At 73.6% G+C, this 16,045-nt stretch carries 13 protein-coding genes; all 13 read left to right on the top strand.

Going from position 1 to position 16,045, the window contains the following annotated elements; translation table 11 throughout:
- Positions 1-11: 11 nt before the first annotated feature.
- The 13 genes from O7613_RS13660 (at position 12) to O7613_RS13600 (ending at position 16,004) form a co-directional block, all read left to right on the top strand.
- The gene (locus tag O7613_RS13660) at positions 12-1,820 is read left to right on the top strand and encodes a BTAD domain-containing putative transcriptional regulator (protein WP_282294233.1); all 1,809 of its coding nucleotides are present in this window, start codon (positions 12-14) and stop codon (positions 1,818-1,820) included.
- A gap of 252 nt (positions 1,821-2,072) precedes the next feature.
- Positions 2,073-3,275, top strand: a complete 1,203-nt coding sequence (locus O7613_RS13655) for a DUF6004 family protein (RefSeq protein WP_281588139.1) — start codon at positions 2,073-2,075, stop codon at positions 3,273-3,275.
- Between the two features lie 128 nt (positions 3,276-3,403).
- Positions 3,404-4,303 carry a class I SAM-dependent methyltransferase gene (locus O7613_RS13650; protein WP_281588141.1) on the top strand — a complete coding sequence of 300 codons (900 nt, stop codon included), beginning with the start codon at positions 3,404-3,406 and terminating at the stop codon, positions 4,301-4,303.
- Entirely contained in the window at positions 4,303-4,941 is a 639-nt protein-coding gene (locus O7613_RS13645; protein WP_281588143.1) for a hypothetical protein, read from the top strand. Before O7613_RS13650 ends, O7613_RS13645 begins: the two co-directional genes overlap by 1 nt.
- A complete protein-coding gene (locus O7613_RS13640; RefSeq protein WP_282294230.1) occupies positions 4,938-6,233 on the top strand; it encodes an AarF/UbiB family protein in 1,296 nt (431 codons plus the stop codon). The genes O7613_RS13645 and O7613_RS13640 overlap by 4 nt, the downstream gene beginning before the upstream one ends.
- 68 nt (positions 6,234-6,301) lie before the next feature.
- Positions 6,302-7,024 (top strand): winged helix-turn-helix transcriptional regulator, encoded by a 723-nt coding sequence (locus O7613_RS13635; protein ID WP_281588146.1) that lies wholly within the window; start codon positions 6,302-6,304, stop codon positions 7,022-7,024.
- 264 nt (positions 7,025-7,288) lie between these two features.
- Entirely contained in the window at positions 7,289-8,077 is a 789-nt protein-coding gene (locus O7613_RS13630; RefSeq protein ID WP_282294228.1) for a crotonobetainyl-CoA--carnitine CoA-transferase, read from the top strand.
- Positions 8,074-9,360 carry a cysteine desulfurase gene (locus O7613_RS13625; RefSeq protein WP_282294226.1) on the top strand — a complete coding sequence of 429 codons (1,287 nt, stop codon included), beginning with the start codon at positions 8,074-8,076 and terminating at the stop codon, positions 9,358-9,360. The genes O7613_RS13630 and O7613_RS13625 overlap by 4 nt, the downstream gene beginning before the upstream one ends.
- Positions 9,361-9,365: 5 nt before the next feature.
- Positions 9,366-10,508: an aminotransferase class I/II-fold pyridoxal phosphate-dependent enzyme gene (locus O7613_RS13620; RefSeq protein WP_281588151.1), complete on the top strand. Its 1,143-nt coding sequence runs from the start codon at positions 9,366-9,368 to the stop codon at positions 10,506-10,508.
- A 25-nt stretch (positions 10,509-10,533) separates the two neighbouring features.
- Positions 10,534-11,403 carry a homocysteine S-methyltransferase family protein gene (locus O7613_RS13615; protein WP_281588152.1) on the top strand — a complete coding sequence of 290 codons (870 nt, stop codon included), beginning with the start codon at positions 10,534-10,536 and terminating at the stop codon, positions 11,401-11,403.
- On the top strand, positions 11,400-12,917 hold the full coding sequence (locus tag O7613_RS13610) for a TldD/PmbA family protein (protein ID WP_282294223.1): 1,518 nt from the start codon (positions 11,400-11,402) through the stop codon (positions 12,915-12,917). The genes O7613_RS13615 and O7613_RS13610 overlap by 4 nt, the downstream gene beginning before the upstream one ends.
- Positions 12,914-14,302 carry a metallopeptidase TldD-related protein gene (locus tag O7613_RS13605; RefSeq protein ID WP_282294222.1) on the top strand — a complete coding sequence of 463 codons (1,389 nt, stop codon included), beginning with the start codon at positions 12,914-12,916 and terminating at the stop codon, positions 14,300-14,302. The genes O7613_RS13610 and O7613_RS13605 overlap by 4 nt, the downstream gene beginning before the upstream one ends.
- Before the next feature lie 118 nt (positions 14,303-14,420).
- Entirely contained in the window at positions 14,421-16,004 is a 1,584-nt protein-coding gene (locus O7613_RS13600; protein ID WP_282294220.1) for a cellulose binding domain-containing protein, read from the top strand.
- The last annotated feature ends 41 nt before the right edge of the window (positions 16,005-16,045 follow it).

Raw genomic sequence — 16,045 nt, 5'->3', positions numbered from 1 at the left:
GGCGGGTACTGGTGACGGCTGCGGTGGTGCGTATGAAGATCCTCGGTCCGCTCCAGGTGAGCCGCGGCGTCACGCCCGTCGACCTGGGGCCCACCAAGCAGAAGGCGGTCTTCGCGGCGCTCGCGCTCCAACCCGGGCGCGGTGTCGCCGCGAGCGAGCTGCAGGAGGCGGTCTGGGGCGAGCGGGTGCCGGCCCGGTCCCGCGAGCTGCTGCACACGTACATCGCGCGGCTCCGCCAGCTCCTCGAACCGGAGACACCGCCCCGGGCGCGGACCAACGTCATCGTCTCCACCCCGACCGGGTACGCGCTGCGGGTAGAGCCTCGGGCGGTCGATCTGTGCGTCTTCCGCGAGCTGGTCGAGCGGGCCCGGCAGCGGTTGGCCGAGGGGCACACCCATCGCGCGCTGCGACTGCTGCGGCATGCGCTGCACCTGTGGCGGGATCCGGCACTCAGCGAGCTGACCGTCCTGCTGCGACAGTCGGTCGAGGTGGAGGCGCTGCGCCTGAGCTGGTCCGACGCCGCCCGTGACTACGTGGCGCTCGGGCTGCGCGTCGGACGCCCGGGCGAGGTCCGCGACCTGGCCGCCCAGCTCGCCGCGCGGGAGCCCCTCGACGAGCAGGTGCATGCCCACTACCTCACCGTTCTGGAGCGCACCGGGCAGCGTTCGTTGGCGCTGGGCCGGTTCGCCGCGGTCCGCGACGCGCTGCACCGGGAGCTGGGCGTTGAGCCGGGCCCGGCCCTGCAGGCGGTGCACCGGCGGCTTGTCGAACCGCACTGGGCGCCACCCGCCCAGGTCGGTTCGTGCGCCGGCGTCTCGGTCGCGCCGGCCGAGGTGGCGCAGTGGCCCGGCGAGCTGCTCCACCGCGACGAGGACGTCCGCGCGCTGACGTCGCTGATGCGGGCGCACCGGCTGGTCACCGTGGTCGGGCCGCCCGGTTGCGGCAAGTCGGCGTTGGCCCGGGCGGTGGTGGACGAGCTGCGGGACCGGTTCGCCGACGGGGTGGTCACGGTGGACGTCACCGGTGTCGCGGATCGGGCCCACCTGCGGGCCCGGATGATCGATCTGCTCGCCGGGCCGCCGTCGGACCCGTCGCGGTGCGGTCTCCGGCAGATGCTTGTGGTGCTCGACAACGCCGAGCACCTGGTGGACGCCTGCGCCCTGCTGGCCGACACGCTGCTGCGGGACCAGAACCGGTTGACCGTGCTGGTGACCTCCCGGGAACCGCTCAACCTGCCGCACGAGGCGATCCGGCGGCTGTGGCCACTCGCGCTGCCCGACGGCGACACGGACGCCGGCGCCCCGGCGGTGGACCTCTTCGCCCGGTACGCGGCCCGCGTCCACACCGGATTCCGGGTCGGCGCCGACAATGTCGGGCTCGTCGCACAGATCTGCCGTCGCGCCGACGGGCTGCCTCTCGTGCTCGGCTACGCCGCGGCGCACCTGGCCGACGACTCCCTGGCCGGGGTGTCCCGCCGGTTCGACGGACCCCTTACCTGGTTCCGCCCGCCGGGGGAGGAGAGCCGGCCCTCGCTCCGTGCCCTGCTGGACCGGAGCGTCCGCACCCTCACCCCGGCCGAGCGCTGGCTCTTCGCCCGTCTCGGCGCGCTGCCCCCGGTGTTCGACCTGACCGAGGCGGTGCGGCTCGCCGAGCCGTACCTGCGTCCGGCCGAGGTCGCCCGGGTGCTGGCCCGGCTGCGGGAGAAGTCGCTCCTGCAGCCGGAGCGGGGAGCGCCGAGCAGGCACCGGTGTCTCGCACTCGTACGCCGGCTCTCCACCGAGCTGTTGGCCGAGGAGACGACCGGCGCCCAGCTCGCCTGAGCCGGCCCTCCGTGGGCGCCCGGTCCGGCCTGGGCCGGACCGTTGGCGTCCGCCGTCGAGTAGTCGTCCGTCCGCCCGCGCCGGGTTGCGGCGCGGGCGGCTGCCGCGATGTGACAGCCGGTGAGATATCGGTGACCGACGATTGACACCTAACTGTAAAAACATATAGCTTCCTGGTGCGGGTCCGGTTCTCGGACCCCCGGCCGGGGCTGCTGCTCCCGGTGACCGGTCACGCCCTACGGAGGTATCAGGGTGAGTGGAGTACGGGAGACCTACGAGTCGTTGAACCTGGAGGCCAAGCCGATCAGGCCGCACATCCTCGCGGCCGCGACGGTGGTCTTCGGCGAGGACTACTACTCGGGTCGACGCGAGACGATCAACCTGTCGGGCTTCGTGCAGCTGAACAAGTGGCCGATGCCCGGCTTCGAGCACCGGGTCGACGACAAGGGCTACGCGCAGTTCGACACCGAGCTGATCAGCGCGCCCGAGGTCGGCATCAAGGGCTTCAGCTACGAGCTGGACGACCGCATCCAGGTCCTGTCCAACCCGTTCCTGCCCAACAGCGGTCACGTGCGGCAGATCGTGCCGGGCAAGAACTTCCCGGCGGAGTTCTACATCCGCCGGTTCGGCATCCTCGAGTCGAGCACGCTGCGCCTGGCCCACCGCAACGTCATCGACATCTACGGCGTGGTCGACAACGTCCCGCCGTTCAAGAAGCCCCTCACCGGCCCCTACCTGGGCAAGCCGCGGGGCGACGGTCCGTTCGAGGTCGCCCAGGCCCCGAACGTGGTGAAGGGCACCACGCTGCCGGAGGCGTGGTACCCGGCGAACGACGAGAACCAGCCGGTGGGCATCACGCCCAACCTGTTCTTCGCGCCGAGCGCCGGTCCCTGCATGTCGATGCTTGTCGACCCGTCCATGATCATGCAGACCTCGATGGAGGGGCAGATCGAGGTCGAGGTCGGCGGGCGCACGGTCCGGGTCGACCTGGCCGGTGACTACCGGAAGGCCGGCGGGGCCGAGGTGCTGCTGTTCGGCCCGGACAAGCACGACGAGGGCCCCGGTGTCCTCGCCCAGCTGGCCCGGGTGGCCGTGGTCGGGCACTGCGCCGAGCTCGGTGGCCGGGTCATGCTGCGGGCGAGCTGGCCGCGGGTCTCCGGCGGCACGCTCGGCGAGGGCCACGAGGACAGCCTCAGCCGGGTCGCGTTCCCCAGCGAGCTGCACATCGACGCCGAGTTCGAGCTGGTCACGCCGCACCAGACGCTGTACGCCACGAACGCCGTGCACATCAACGGCAAGCTGCGCGACATGGAGGCCACCGGCACCGAGCTGAAGCTCGACGGCGGCGACACCGCGCTGGTCACCACCGACGACGAGCCCAAGGCCCGCCTCACCGGGGTCAACCTGGTGATGCGCGACGCCTACGTCGGTGAGCACGCGGCCGTCAACATCTGACCCCTTGACGGCACTCGGACGCCCGGGTTGACTAGAAAATCCGATAGCGCCGGCGTCCGGACGGCATCCCTCCCGGGGGCAGGTCCCCTCAGCCCCGGGAGGGATGCCCTGTTACCGGGGAGGACTCCGTGGACCAGCGCCTGCTCCTCATGCACCAGACGATGCTCGCCGACGCTCCCCGGTTGCACGCCTACGACCAGGCCCTGGAGCAGACGGTCGACCCGGGTGACGTGGTGGTCGACGTCGGCGCCGGGACGCTGGCGCTGTCGCTGCTGGCCCTGCGGCACGGCGCCGGCCACGTCTACGCCGTCGAGGCCGACCCGCGGATGGCCGAGGTGGCCGCCCGGATCATCGAGGCCAACGACCTGAAGGACCGGCTCACCCTGATCGTCGGCGACGCGCGCACCCTGCGCCTGCCCGACCGGGCCGACGTCCTGGTCTCGGAGATGATGGGCAACCTCGGGCCGGAGGAGGAGATGGCCGAGGTGCTCGGCGTGGTCGCCCGACGGGTGTTGCGGCCGGACGGGCGGGTGGTGCCCCGGCGGCTGGTCACCCGGCTGGCGGCGATCGAGTTCGACGCCGAGGGCTGGGGGCTGTGGAGCTCCGACTTCCTGGGCCACCGTCTCGACGTGGTGCAGGAACTTGTCGAGCCCCAGGCCCATCTGCACTTCTTCCAGCGACCGCCGCGGCTGCTCAGCGAGCCGGTCCCGGTCGCCGACTCGGCCCTGGGCCGGGCCGGCTCCACCCGGCCCCGACCCAGCCAGCGGCTGCGGGTCGTCCGCCCCGGCACCCTGCACGCCGTCATGGGCTACTTCACCGCGGACATGGCAGACGGCGTGGAACTGTCCAACTTCCCCTCGTACCCGGGGTGCAACTGGGCGGTGTGGATCTGGCCGCTGCGACACACCCGGGTGGCCGAGGGCGACGAGTTGCGGCTGGACCTGCGCCGTCCCCGCGCCGGCACCGGGGTGCGGCTGGCCACCGACTGGCGGCTCGACTGCGGCATCGTCCGCGCGGGGAGGTCGTGATGCCGTTCGCGGCGGGCACGGTCCGCGACATCCCGGTACGCGCCTTCAAGCTCTGCGGACTCACCTGGTTCGGTGAGTTCCTCTGGTTCTCCGAGGCGGTGTCCAACCAGATCATGGCGCTGGATCCGCACACGGGGCAGGTCGAACACCGGATTCCCTGCCCGGAGGTCGCCACCGACCTGACCACCCTCGACGGATACCTGCTCCAGGTCTGCGGTGCGCAGCGGTGTCTGCGCGGCCTCAGCCCGACCACCGGCGAGGAGGTCACCGAGCTGCCGAACCCGCGCCCCGGCAACGTGCTGCGCGGGATCGAGGCCACCCGGCACGGGCTCTGGCTCGGCTACGAGGACCTGCGGCTGGTGGAGCTGCGCGATCCGCGCGGGATGGGACTGATCGACACCTTCCCGGTCCGGCACGCCCCAGCCGGCCTGACCGTCTCGGACAACTTCCTGGTGTACGCCGACTACACCAACGCCGCCATCAACGTCTACGACCTGGACGAGCGCCGGGACGTCGCGGCCTACTCGGTGGCGGGCAACCCGACCGGCGTGACCTGGGACGGCAGCCGGATCTGGTACTGCGACCACGGCACCCTGCAACTGCGGGCGATCGAGGTGCCCGGCATCGTGAGGAGGTGAGCGCCGTGCGCGGCAGGGCGATGCTGGCGGCCCGTGCGGTGTGGGTGGTGGCGCTCAGCCTGGCCCTCCTGCTGCCCGCGCTGTTGACCGGCGGCGCGTTGGCCCTCGTCCGGCGAGGGGAGGCGGGCCGGCGGCACCTCTACCGCCGGACCACGGTGCTGCTGACCCGGCTGGGCGCGACCTTCGTCAAGGCCGGGCAGGTGCTCGGCACCCGCCGTGACCTGCTACCGCCGGCGTTCTGCGACGAGTTGGCGGTGCTGCAGGACGCGGTGGCCCCGCTGGACGCGACCGGCACCCGGCGCGCGTTGCGCGAGGCGTACGGCGTGGCGGAGCCGGAGATCTTCGCGGAGCTGGACCGCCGTCCGGTGGCCAGCGGCAGTGTGGCCTGTGTCTACCGCGCCCGGCTGCGCACCGGCGAGCAGGTGGCGGTGAAGCTGCGCCGGCCGGGCGTGGAGCGGTTGATGACGCTCGACCTGGCCCTGATGCGGGCCGGCGCCGCGCTTGCCGCCCGGCTGCCGGTCTTCCGCGACGTGCCGGTCGCCGAGGTGATGGCGCACATGTCCGGGGCGGTGCTCGGCCAGCTCGACTTCACCCGGGAGGCGGCCAACCTGCGCCGGTTGCGCGTCAACCTGGCCACCGTGCCCCGGGTCTGGGTGCCGAAGGTGCACGAGGCCGCCTGCCGGCCGCGCTGCATCGTGATGGAGTTCATCTCCGACCTGGACGTGGACACGGCCCGCCGCTGTCCGCCGGCGTTGCAGCGGCGGTTCGCGTCGTCCGGGCTGACCGCGATCTACCACATGCTCTTCGTCGACGGTTTCGTGCACTGCGACATGCACCCGGGCAACCTCTACTTCACCCGGCGCGGGCAGGTGGTGGTCCTGGACGCCGGGTTCAGCGTCCAGCTCACCGAGGAGCTGCGCCGGCTCTTCGCCGAGTTCTTCATGAACATGTCCATCGGGAGGGGCCGATACTGCGCGGAGATCGTGGTGCGCAGCGGCACGGGGCTCCGGCCGGACGCCGACGTGGCGGGGTTCCTGACCCGGATGGCCGATCTGGTGGAGCGCAGCCACGGGTTGCCGGCCCGGGAGTTCAGCCTGATCGCGTTCGCCGGCGAGATGTTCGATCTCCAGCGCCGCTACGGTGTGCACGCGGCGCCAGAGCTGATCTTTCCGCTGTTGTCACTGCTCGTGATCGAGGGCACGGTGCGGGAACTCGACCCGGGGATGGACTTTCAAGAGGTCGCCAAGCCGGTGCTGATGAAGGGGCTGTTCGGTCAGCGCAAAGCGGGGTGACGATACTGTTACGAACAGTGGTGTCGGGCGCGATTCCGGACAGTCACGCTATCCGATACAGTAGTGAGGTGGAAACCTCGTCGGCCGGCGGCAAGCGCGCCTATCACCAATACTGCGGGCTCGCCAGTGCGCTCGACGTGCTGGGCGAGCGATGGACCCTGCTGATCGTCCGGGAGCTCCTGATGGGTCCCCGGCGCTACGGCGAACTCCTCGGCGACCTGCCGGGCGTCGGCACCAACCTGCTGGCCGAGCGGCTCCGCTTCCTCACCGAGAGGGGCGTGGTCCGGCAGACCGACCTGCGCGGCACCGGGTCCCGGCTGGCCTACGAGCTGACCGAGGTCGGGCAGCGGTTGCGCCCGATGGTGCTCGGGCTGGCGCACTGGGGGATGGAGTTCGTCGGTGAGCTGTCCGACGGGGACACGGTCCGGCCGCACTGGGGCTTCCTCGCGGTCGAGGCGATGATCCGGCCCGACCACGCCCCCGACGTCGACGAGGACTACCAGTTCCGGGTGGACGGCGAGTCGTTCCACCTTGCGGTTCGGGGCGGCCAGGCGCGCCCGGTGCGGGGCGAGGCGGAACGGCCGGCGATGCTCGCCACCACCGATGCGGCCACCTTCGTGCAGATCGGCTCCGGCCGGCTCACTCCGCTGCTCGCGATGATCCAGGGCCGGCTCAAGCTCGAGGGTGACACCGAGGCGGTGCTGCGCTGTTGCGACCTGCTCGGCCTGGAGGCCGGCCCGGTGGCCGCGCCGCGCGCCGCGGCCACCCGCGCCGCCGCCCCGCGCCGCTGACCCTTCGCTCACGCGGTAGTCGATTCTTAAGCGCTCTTCTCCGTGGCTGCGACGCCGTGCGCCCCGGCCTGCCGTCGTTCAGCAGCCACGACGATCGTGGCAGGGTGCCGGACATCGATCACGGTCTCGTCTTCAGCTTGAACAACAGGTAGTATCCCCCTCGATGGAGCCGGCCAGCCGGCGCGACTGCCGCCCGGGCTGCCCGAGCGGCATCGCACGTCACACGGACGTGGCGTCGGCTGCGAACATCCACCGGAGGCGGCGATGGCGGAGCGCGAGTCGGATGCGCTGCTCATCCTGGCCGCCGCCGCCGACCGCCACCTGGCCGGGCGATGGTGGCGGCCGGCCCACGGTCCGGTCGACCCCCGACCGGTCGACCCCCCGGCCCACGCCTGCGAGGATCTCGGCCTGCGCATCGCCGCCGCCTACGAGCGGGCCGCCGGCCCGCCGGACCGGGTCACGCTCGCCGGCTACCGGTTGTTGAAGGCGGAGAATCTCGCGCTCTACCACGCGGCGGTCCGCGCCGGGGTCCGCGTGGTGCCGTGGCGGGGCCACGGGCAGCCGTACGCCGACTCCGCCGACCTGCGCGAGCGGGTCCGGCGCACCGGCACCCTGGCCGTCTACCTGACCCGCGACGGCCACGGTCCCGGGCCCGCCACCGACCCGCACCCGATGCGCGAGCCCAGCCCGGTGACCGTCGACGGTGTCGACTTCACCCACAACGACGTGTTCCGGGCCGTGCACGACCTCTTCGGCCACGTGCTGCTCGGGGCCAGCTTCGGGCCGGGCGGAGAGTTCCGCGCCACCTGGTGCCACCTGGGGATGTATCCGCCCGAGGCGCACCAGGTGCTCTTCGCCGAGCAGATCGGGCAGATCTGCTGGTTCTTCTACGGCCCGCACCTGCTCGGCCCGGACGGCCGGCCGCGCCGGCCGGGCGACCCCGGCTACCTCCCACCGAGCCGTCGGCCCTACCCGGAGCAGAAGGTGGTCCGGCTCGACGACCACCTGTTCGAGGAGTTCCGCACCCTGTTCCATCGAGGGGAGACAGCATGACCGGCACCACCTGGCAGGGCGACGTCGACAACCGCCCGCTCCCGACGACCGTGCGCGACGACTTCCCGTTCTTCCGCGGCGCCGAGGGGACCGGCCTGGCCTACCTCGACAACGCCGCCACCACCCAGAAGCCGGCGGCCGTGCTCGCCGCCGTCACCGACTACTACACGACCGCCAACAGCAACGTCGGGCGTGGCTACTACCGGCTGAGCCGCACCTCCACCGACCGGTTCGACGAGGCCCGGGAGGGGGTCCGCCGGGCGATCAACGCCCGGCACGCCGACGAGGTCCTGTTCACCTCCGGCACCACCGATGCGGTGAACCTGCTCGCCGCGACCCTGGGCCGGCGGCTGGTCGGTCCGGGCGACCAGGTGCTGCTCACCGGCATGGAGCACAACTCCAACCTGCTGCCGTGGCGGCGCCTGTGCGAGGAGGTCGGCGCGGAGCTGGTCACGGTGCCGGCCGGCGCGGACGGGCGCGTCCCGGCCGACGGCTTCGCCGCGGCGCTCGGCCCCCGGGTGCGCCTGGCGGCGGTGGCGCACGTGTCGAACGTCCTCGGCACGGTCAACCCGGTGCGCGAGATGATCGCGGCGGCCCACGCCCGGGGCGTGCCGGTGGTCGTCGACGGCGCGCAGGCGGTGCCGCACCGCCCGGTCGACGTCCGGGCGCTGGACGCCGACTTCTACTGCTTCTCCGCGCACAAGGTCTACGGCCCGATGGGGGTCGGTGTGCTGTACGGGCGCCGCGACCTGCTCGCCGAGCTGCCGCCCTACCAGGTCGGCGGCGGGACCGTGAAGGGGGTGTCCCTCGCCGAGCCGGTCCGCTACCTCGCCGGGCCGCCCCGCTTCGAGGCCGGCACCCCGGATGTCGCCGGCGCGGTCGGGCTCGCCGCGGCCCTGGCCTACCTGGACCGGCTCGGCTGGAGTGAGATCCGCGCCCACGACCGCGCCCTGGTCCGGCACGCGGTGGCGGCGCTCGGCGCGCTCGACCGGGTCCGGGTGGTCGGCGACCCGGCGCACGACCCCAGCGGGATCGTCTCCTTCGTGGTCGAGGGCATCCATCCGTACGACGTCGGTGGACAACTCGACCGGCACCGGATCGCCGCCCGCTGCGGCGTGCACTGCGCCAGCGTCTTCCTCGACGGACTGGGACTGCTCGGCACCGTCCGGCTCTCCTTCGGCGTCTACAACACGCTCGACGACATCGACCGGGTACGTGACGCGGTGGCCGGGGTCCGCCCCGGGTCGTGGACCATCGACCACCCGACCACCCGGTTCCTGTGACGGGCATGCGGTTCGACACCCGCCTCGTCCACGAGGGACAGCAACCCACCCCCGGCACCGGCGACCTGGTGCCGCCGGTGCACCTCGCGGTCACCTACGAGCGGTCCGTCCAGGAGCCGCTGCGCTACTTCTACGGCCGCGGCGAGAACCCGACCCGGGAGCAGTTGGAGCGCTGCCTGGCCGCGCTCGAGGAGGTGCGCTTCGCCGCCGCGTACACCTCCGGGCAGGCCGCCGCGGAGGCCGCCCTGGCGCTGCTCGCCCCCGGGCAGCGGGTGCTCGCCGGCGACGACGTCTACGGCGGCACGCACACCCTGTTCGATCTCGTCCGGGCCCGGGGGGTGACCGTCGACCAGGTCGACCTGGCCGACCCGCGGCAGCGCGACCGGGCGCTCGTCGACGACGGCCGCCCGGTGGACCTGGTCTGGGTGGAGTCCCCGAGCAACCCGCTGTTGAAGATCACCGACATCGCCGAGGTGGCCCGGCTCGCGCACCGCCGCGGCGCCCGGTTGCTCGTGGACAACACCCTGGCCAGCCCGGCCCTGCAACAGCCGCTACGGCTCGGCGCGGACCTCACGCTCTACAGCACCACCAAGTTCCTCGCCGGGCACCTCGACGTGCTCGGCGGCGCGCTGGTCCACGACGACCCGGAGCTGCACGAGCGGCTGCTGGCGCACCGGACCACCGTCGGCACCGCGCCCGGCGGGCCCGACTGCTTCCTGGTGCAGCGGGGCCTGAAGACGCTCTCCCTGCGGGTGGGCCGCCAGGTGGACAACGCCCGGCGGGTGGTCGCCGCGCTGGCGGCCGAGCCGGCCGTCGGCGTCGTGCACTATCCGGGCCGGGCCGACCACCCCGGGCACGCGGTGGCGGCGCGGCAGATGAGCGCGCCGGGCGCGCTCGTCGCCTTCACCTACCGCGGCGACCCGGTGAAGCTGATGGAACGGGTACGGCTGTTCGCCGCGGCGGTCAGCCTCGGCGGGGTCCGGTCGCTGATCGAGTGCCCGGCGTTGATGACGCACCGGCCGGTGCCCCGGGAGACGCGGCTGCGGCTCGGCATCGGGGACGACCTCGTACGACTGTCGATGGGCATCGAGGACCCGGCGGATCTCGTCGACGACCTCGTGCGTGCGCTACGGGCGGGACCGGCGTGACCGGCCCGGGGGAGGAACGGTACCGATGGGACGCCTGACCGACGGGTCCACGATCCGGCTCGACGGGGGAGTGGCCACCGAGCTGCACCGCGCCGGCATGCCGCTGTCGCCGCCCTGGTGGATGACCCGGGCACTGCTGTCCGATGAACGGCGCCGGGTCCTGCGGGGAGTGCACGAACGCTTCCTCGCCGCCGGCGCCGACGTGATCACCGCCAACACGTTCCGGTGCAACCTGCGGGCCCTGCAGGCGGCCGGGCTGACGGACGCGGGGCTCGGCTGGATGGTGCACGCCGCCGTCGGCGTGGCGCTGGCCGCCCGGAACGCCGCCGGCGGTCCGCGTACCCGGGTGGTGGCGTCGATCGCGCCGGTGGCCGACGCGTACCGCCCGGACCTGGTGCCGGACGACGACACGCTGCGCGTGGAACATCGTTGGCTGGCCACCGAGCTGTCCCGGGCCGGTGTCGACACGATGCTGATCGAGACCATGAACACCGCCCGGGAGGCCCGCGCCGCGTTGGCCGAGGTGCTCGCCACCGGCGCGACCGCCTGGGTCGGCTTCGTCTGCGGCGACGACGCCCGGTTGCTCTCCGGGGAGCCGCTCGTCGGGGCCGCCCGCGCCGTGCTGGCCGACGGCGCGGAGGCGGTGCTCGTCAACTGCACCGATCCGGCGCGGACCGAGGAGTGCCTGCGCGCGTTGCGGGCGGAGGTCTCCGGCCCGGTCGGGGCGTACCCGAACCTGGAGGGCCGGGACGGCGACGGGCCGGCCCTCGACCCGAAGTCGTTCGGCGAGCTGATGGCCCGCTGGCGCGACGAGTACGACCTGGCGCTCGCCGGCGGCTGCTGCGGCACCACCCCGGAGCACCTGGCCGCGATGACCGACCGGTTCGGCGCGTGACCGCGGCGGACACCGCCGCCGGGATCGAGCCGTCCTTCCTGGCGTTGCCGTTGGCCGAGGTGACCGACGCGGTCCTGGGTGAGGCGCGTCGGCTCGGCGCGCGGCACGCCGCGGTGCGGGTGGTCCGCAACCGGGCCCGCCGGTTGTTGCTGCACGACGGGCGGCTGCGCGGCAGCCGGGACGACACCGAGCTGGGCCTGAGCGTCGGCGTGCTGCACGAGGGCGCGCGGGGCTTCGCGGCGGTGCCCGAGGTCGACCCGGCCGCCGCGGTCGACGCGGTCGGCCGCGCGGTGCAGGTGGCCCGGGTGTGCCGGGAGGTGGGCGCGGAGCCGGTCGAGCTGGCTCCGGAGCCGGTGTACGCCGACCGGCGGTGGACGTCGCACTGCCGGGTGGACCCGTTCGCGGTCCCGGAGGCCGACGCGGTGGCGCTGCTCGCCGACTGGAGCCGGGGGCTGCTCGCCGCGCCGGTCGTGCGACACGTGCTGGCCAAGGTCAGCGCCGTCCGGGAGACGACCTGGTATGCCGACACGGCCGGCACCAGCGTGCTCCAGCAGCGGGTCCGGGTCCACCCGCAGGTCCTCGCCGTGGGCGCGGCGGGCGGCACGACCGCCACCCTGCGCACGCTCGGGCCGCCCACCGGGCGGGGCTGGGAATACCTGCACGGATCGGGCTGGGACTGGGCGGCGGAGCTGGCGGAGATGCCGGACCAGCTGGCCGGCAAGCTGCGCGCCCGGCCGGTGCGGCCGGGCCGGTACGACCTGGTGACCGCCCCGTCGCACCTGTGGCTCACCATCCACGAGTCGGTCGGGCACGCCACCGAGGCGGACCGGGCGCTCGGCCACGAGATCGGCTACGCCGGTGGCACGTTCGCCACCCCGGCCGACGTCGACACGCTCCGGTACGGCTCGGAGCTGATGACCGTGACCGCCGACCGGACCGATCCGCACGGGCTGGCCACGGTCGGCTGGGACGACGAGGGGGTGGCCACCGGGGCGTGGACGCTGGTCCGGGACGGGGTCCTGACCGGGTTCCAGACCGACCGGCACACGGCGGTCCGGCTCGGCGCGGCCCGCTCCACCGGCTGCGCCTACGCCGAGTCGGCGGAGCACGTGCCGATCTCCCGACTGCCGAACGTCTCGCTGCGGCCGGCGCCCGACGGGCCCGACACGGCGGCCCTGATCGGTGGCGTGACGGACGGCATCTTCCTGGTCGGCTCGGACAGTTGGTCCATCGACACCCAGCGGCGCCGCTTCCAGTTCACCGCGCAACTGGCGTACCGGATCCGGCACGGGCGTCTCGGCGAGCAGCTCTCCGGGGTCGCCTACCAGGCCGACACCACCGACTTCTGGGGGTCGCTTGTCGGCCTCGGCGGCCCGGGGACCTACCGGTGCTTCGGCGCGGACCTGTGCGGCAAGGGCCAGCCGGTGCAGGCCGCGGCGGCCAGCCACGGCGCGCCGACCGCGGTCTTCCGGGGCGTGCGCGTGGTGGACACGAGCGGGGAGGGGCCACGGTGAGCGGAGCCGAACTCGCGGAACGGGTCCTGGCCCGGGCCGGGCGGGGCGGGGAGCTGCTGGTGATCGTCGACGAGACCGCGACGGCTCACCTGCGGTGGGCCGGCAACACGCTCACCACGTCGGGCGCGGCGCGCCGACGCCGGCTGACGGTCGTCGCCCTCGCCGACGCCGGGTCCGGCACGGCGGCGGGCGTGGTCGGTTCCGGCGGCGCGCCGACCGACCGGGACCTGGCCGAGCTGGTGGCCCGGGCCCGGCACACCGCCCGGGCCGGCGAGCCGGCTCAGGACGCGGCTCCGCTGGCCGTCGCGACCGGCCTGCCGGCGGCGTCCTGGGACGACCCCGCGGCGGAGGTGCCGGTGCACCGGCTGCACGGCTTCTCGGCCGGGCTGGGCGACGCGTTCGCCGCCGCCCGCGCCGCCGGGCACGACCTGTACGGGTACGCCGAGCAGCGGGTCGACACCACCTGGCTGGCCTCCACCGGCGGCCTGCGGCTGCGGCACGTCCAACCGACGTCGGTGCTGGACCTCACCGCCCGCGGCGGGGGGACGGCGTCGGCCTGGGCGGGGGTCGGCGGCACCGACCTGACCGACACCGACCTGCCGGCGACGGCGGCGCGGCTGCGGGACCGGTTGGCCGGCGTGCCGCGCCGGGACACCCTGGCCCCGGGCCGGTACGAGGTGCTGCTGCCGCCGGCCTGCGTCGCCGATCTGATGCTGCACCTCTACCTGAACGCCGGTGCCGCCGACGCCCTCGACGGACGGACGGTGTTCGGCGGCGCGGACGGAGGCACCCGGATCGGGGAGCGGCTCACCGCGTCCCCGCTGACGCTGCGGAGCGACCCGGCGGCGCCCGGCCTGGCGTGCGCGCCGTTCCTGGTGGCCCGGGCGTCCGGCTCGGCCGGCAGTGTCTTCGACAACGGCCTGCCGCTGGCCGCCACCCGGTGGATGGTCGACGGACAGTTGCGGGCGCTGGTGCAGACCCGGCACTCGGCCCGCCGCGCCGGTCAGCCCTTCACCCCGTTCGTCGACAACCTGGTCCTGGCCGGTCCGGCCGGCGGCCGGACGCTTGCCGACATGGTCGCCGGCACCCGGCGCGGGTTGTTGCTGACCTGCCTGTGGTACCTGCGCGACGTGGATCCCCGGACGCTGCTGCTGACCGGCCTGACCCGGGACGGCGTCTATCTGGTGGAGGACGGCGAGGTGGTGGCCGCGTTGCCCAACTTCCGGTTCAACGAGAGCCCGGTGGCGCTGCTCGGCCGGGTGACCGAGGTGGGCGCGACCGAGCGCACGCTGCCCCGGGAGTGGGGTGACTACTTCACCCGGATGGCGATGCCGACGCTGCGGGTGGCTGATTTCGCCGTCTCGGAGGTGAGCCCGGCAGTATGAGGCGGCGTGAGGTCCGCGCGTCCGCCGTCGCGCCGGATGCTGGACAATTTCAGTTAACAAACCTAATAATTAGCCTCCCGTCGATACCCCTCGGTCGGGCACCCCTCGGGAGGACCGGATGGCGCGCCAACTCCGAACACCGTTCCTGGCCGCCGTGGCGGCCCTGGTCACCGCCGCCGCGGCGACCCTGATCCTCGCCGGTCCGGCCCTGGCCGCCGGCCCGACGGCCGCGTTCACCAAGACCTCCGACTGGGGTGCCGGCTGGGAGGGCCGCTACACAATCACCAACGGCGGGTCGAGCACGATCACCGGCTGGCAGGTCGCCTTCACCCTGCCGGCCGGCACCACCCTCGGCTCGTACTGGGACGCCACGGTCAGCAGCGTCGGGCAGCGGCACACCTTCACCAACCGCGCCTGGAACGGCACTCTGGCCCCCGGCGCGTCGGCGTCGTTCGGCTTCCTCGCCACCGGCTCCGGCTCGCCCGCCGACTGCACGCTGAACGGCGCGCCGTGCGGCGGTGGCGCACCCCCCACCAGCGCGCCGCCGACCAGCGCACCCCCCACCAGCGCGCCGCCGACCAGCGCGCCGCCGACCAGCGCGCCGCCGACCAGCGCGCCGCCGACCAGCGCGCCGCCGACCAGCGCGCCGCCGACCAGCGCGCCACCGACCACCGGGCTGCCGAAGCACGCCTTGATCGGCTACCTGCACACCAGCTTCGCCAACGGCGCCGGATACCTACGGATGGCCGACGTGCCCGACGACTGGGACATCGTCAACCTCGCCTTCGGCGAACCCACCTCCGTCACCTCCGGCGACATCCGCTTCCAGCTCTGCCCGGTCGCCGAGTGCCCCAACGTGGAGACCGAGGCCCAGTTCACCGCGGCGATCCGCGCCAAGCAGCAGCAGGGCAAGAAGGTGCTGCTCTCGATCGGCGGCCAGAACGGTCAGGTGCAACTCACCACGACCGCCGCCCGGGACACCTTCGTCCGCTCGGTGTCGGCGATCATCGACAGGTACGGCCTCGACGGCCTGGACATCGACTTCGAGGGCCACTCCCTCTACCTCGACACCGGCGACACCGACTTCCGCAACCCGACCACCCCGGTCGTGGTGAACCTGATCGCGGCGATCCGCACCCTCAAGCAGCGCTACGGCGCCGGCTTCGTGCTCACGATGGCCCCGGAGACGTTCTTCGTGCAGCTCGGCTACCAGTTCTACGGCTCCGGCCCGTGGGGCGGCCAGGACCCCAGGGCCGGGTCGTACCTGCCGGTGATCCACGCGCTGCGCGACATCCTCACCGTCCTGCACGTCCAGGACTACAACTCCGGCCCCATCGTCGGGCTCGACGGTCAGTACCACACCATGGGCGGCGCCGACTTCCACATCGCGATGACGGACATGCTGCTGGCCGGCTTCCCCGTCGCCGGGAACGCCAACGCGGTCTTCCCCGCGCTGCGCGCCGACCAGGTCGCGTTCGGCGCGCCCTCCTCGACAAGCGCCGGCAACGGCTACCTCGCCCCGGCCGGCGTGCAACAGGCGGTGACCTGCCTCGTCCGGGGCCAGAACTGTGGCGCGTACGCCCCCCGCAGCGGAACCAACCCCACCCTCCGGGGCCTCATGACCTGGTCCATCAACTGGGACCGCTACTACGCCTGGGAATTCCGGCTCAACCACGGCCCGTTCCTCAAGACACTGCCCTGACCTGCGGCCCGGTGCCTTTGGCGTACGTCTGCGGGCGTCGC

The organism is Micromonospora sp. WMMD975 (assembly GCF_029581215.1).
Classification (GTDB): Bacteria; Actinomycetota; Actinomycetes; order Mycobacteriales; family Micromonosporaceae; genus Micromonospora.
The sequence above is the reverse complement of the archived record's forward strand: the minus strand, read 5'-3'. Positions and strand labels throughout refer to the sequence as shown.

Excerpts from the sequence above, each read along its gene's own strand:
- O7613_RS13645 (WP_281588143.1), top strand. The coding sequence starts at position 4,303 with ATGCCGTTCGCGGCGGGCACGGTCCGCGACATCCCGGTACGCGCCTTC.
- O7613_RS13625 (WP_282294226.1), top strand. The coding sequence starts at position 8,074 with ATGACCGGCACCACCTGGCAGGGCGACGTCGACAACCGCCCGCTCCCG.
- O7613_RS13620 (WP_281588151.1), top strand. The coding sequence starts at position 9,366 with ATGCGGTTCGACACCCGCCTCGTCCACGAGGGACAGCAACCCACCCCC.
- O7613_RS13630 (WP_282294228.1), top strand. The coding sequence starts at position 7,289 with ATGGCGGAGCGCGAGTCGGATGCGCTGCTCATCCTGGCCGCCGCCGCC.
- O7613_RS13600 (WP_282294220.1), top strand. The coding sequence starts at position 14,421 with ATGGCGCGCCAACTCCGAACACCGTTCCTGGCCGCCGTGGCGGCCCTG.
- O7613_RS13615 (WP_281588152.1), top strand. The coding sequence starts at position 10,534 with ATGGGACGCCTGACCGACGGGTCCACGATCCGGCTCGACGGGGGAGTG.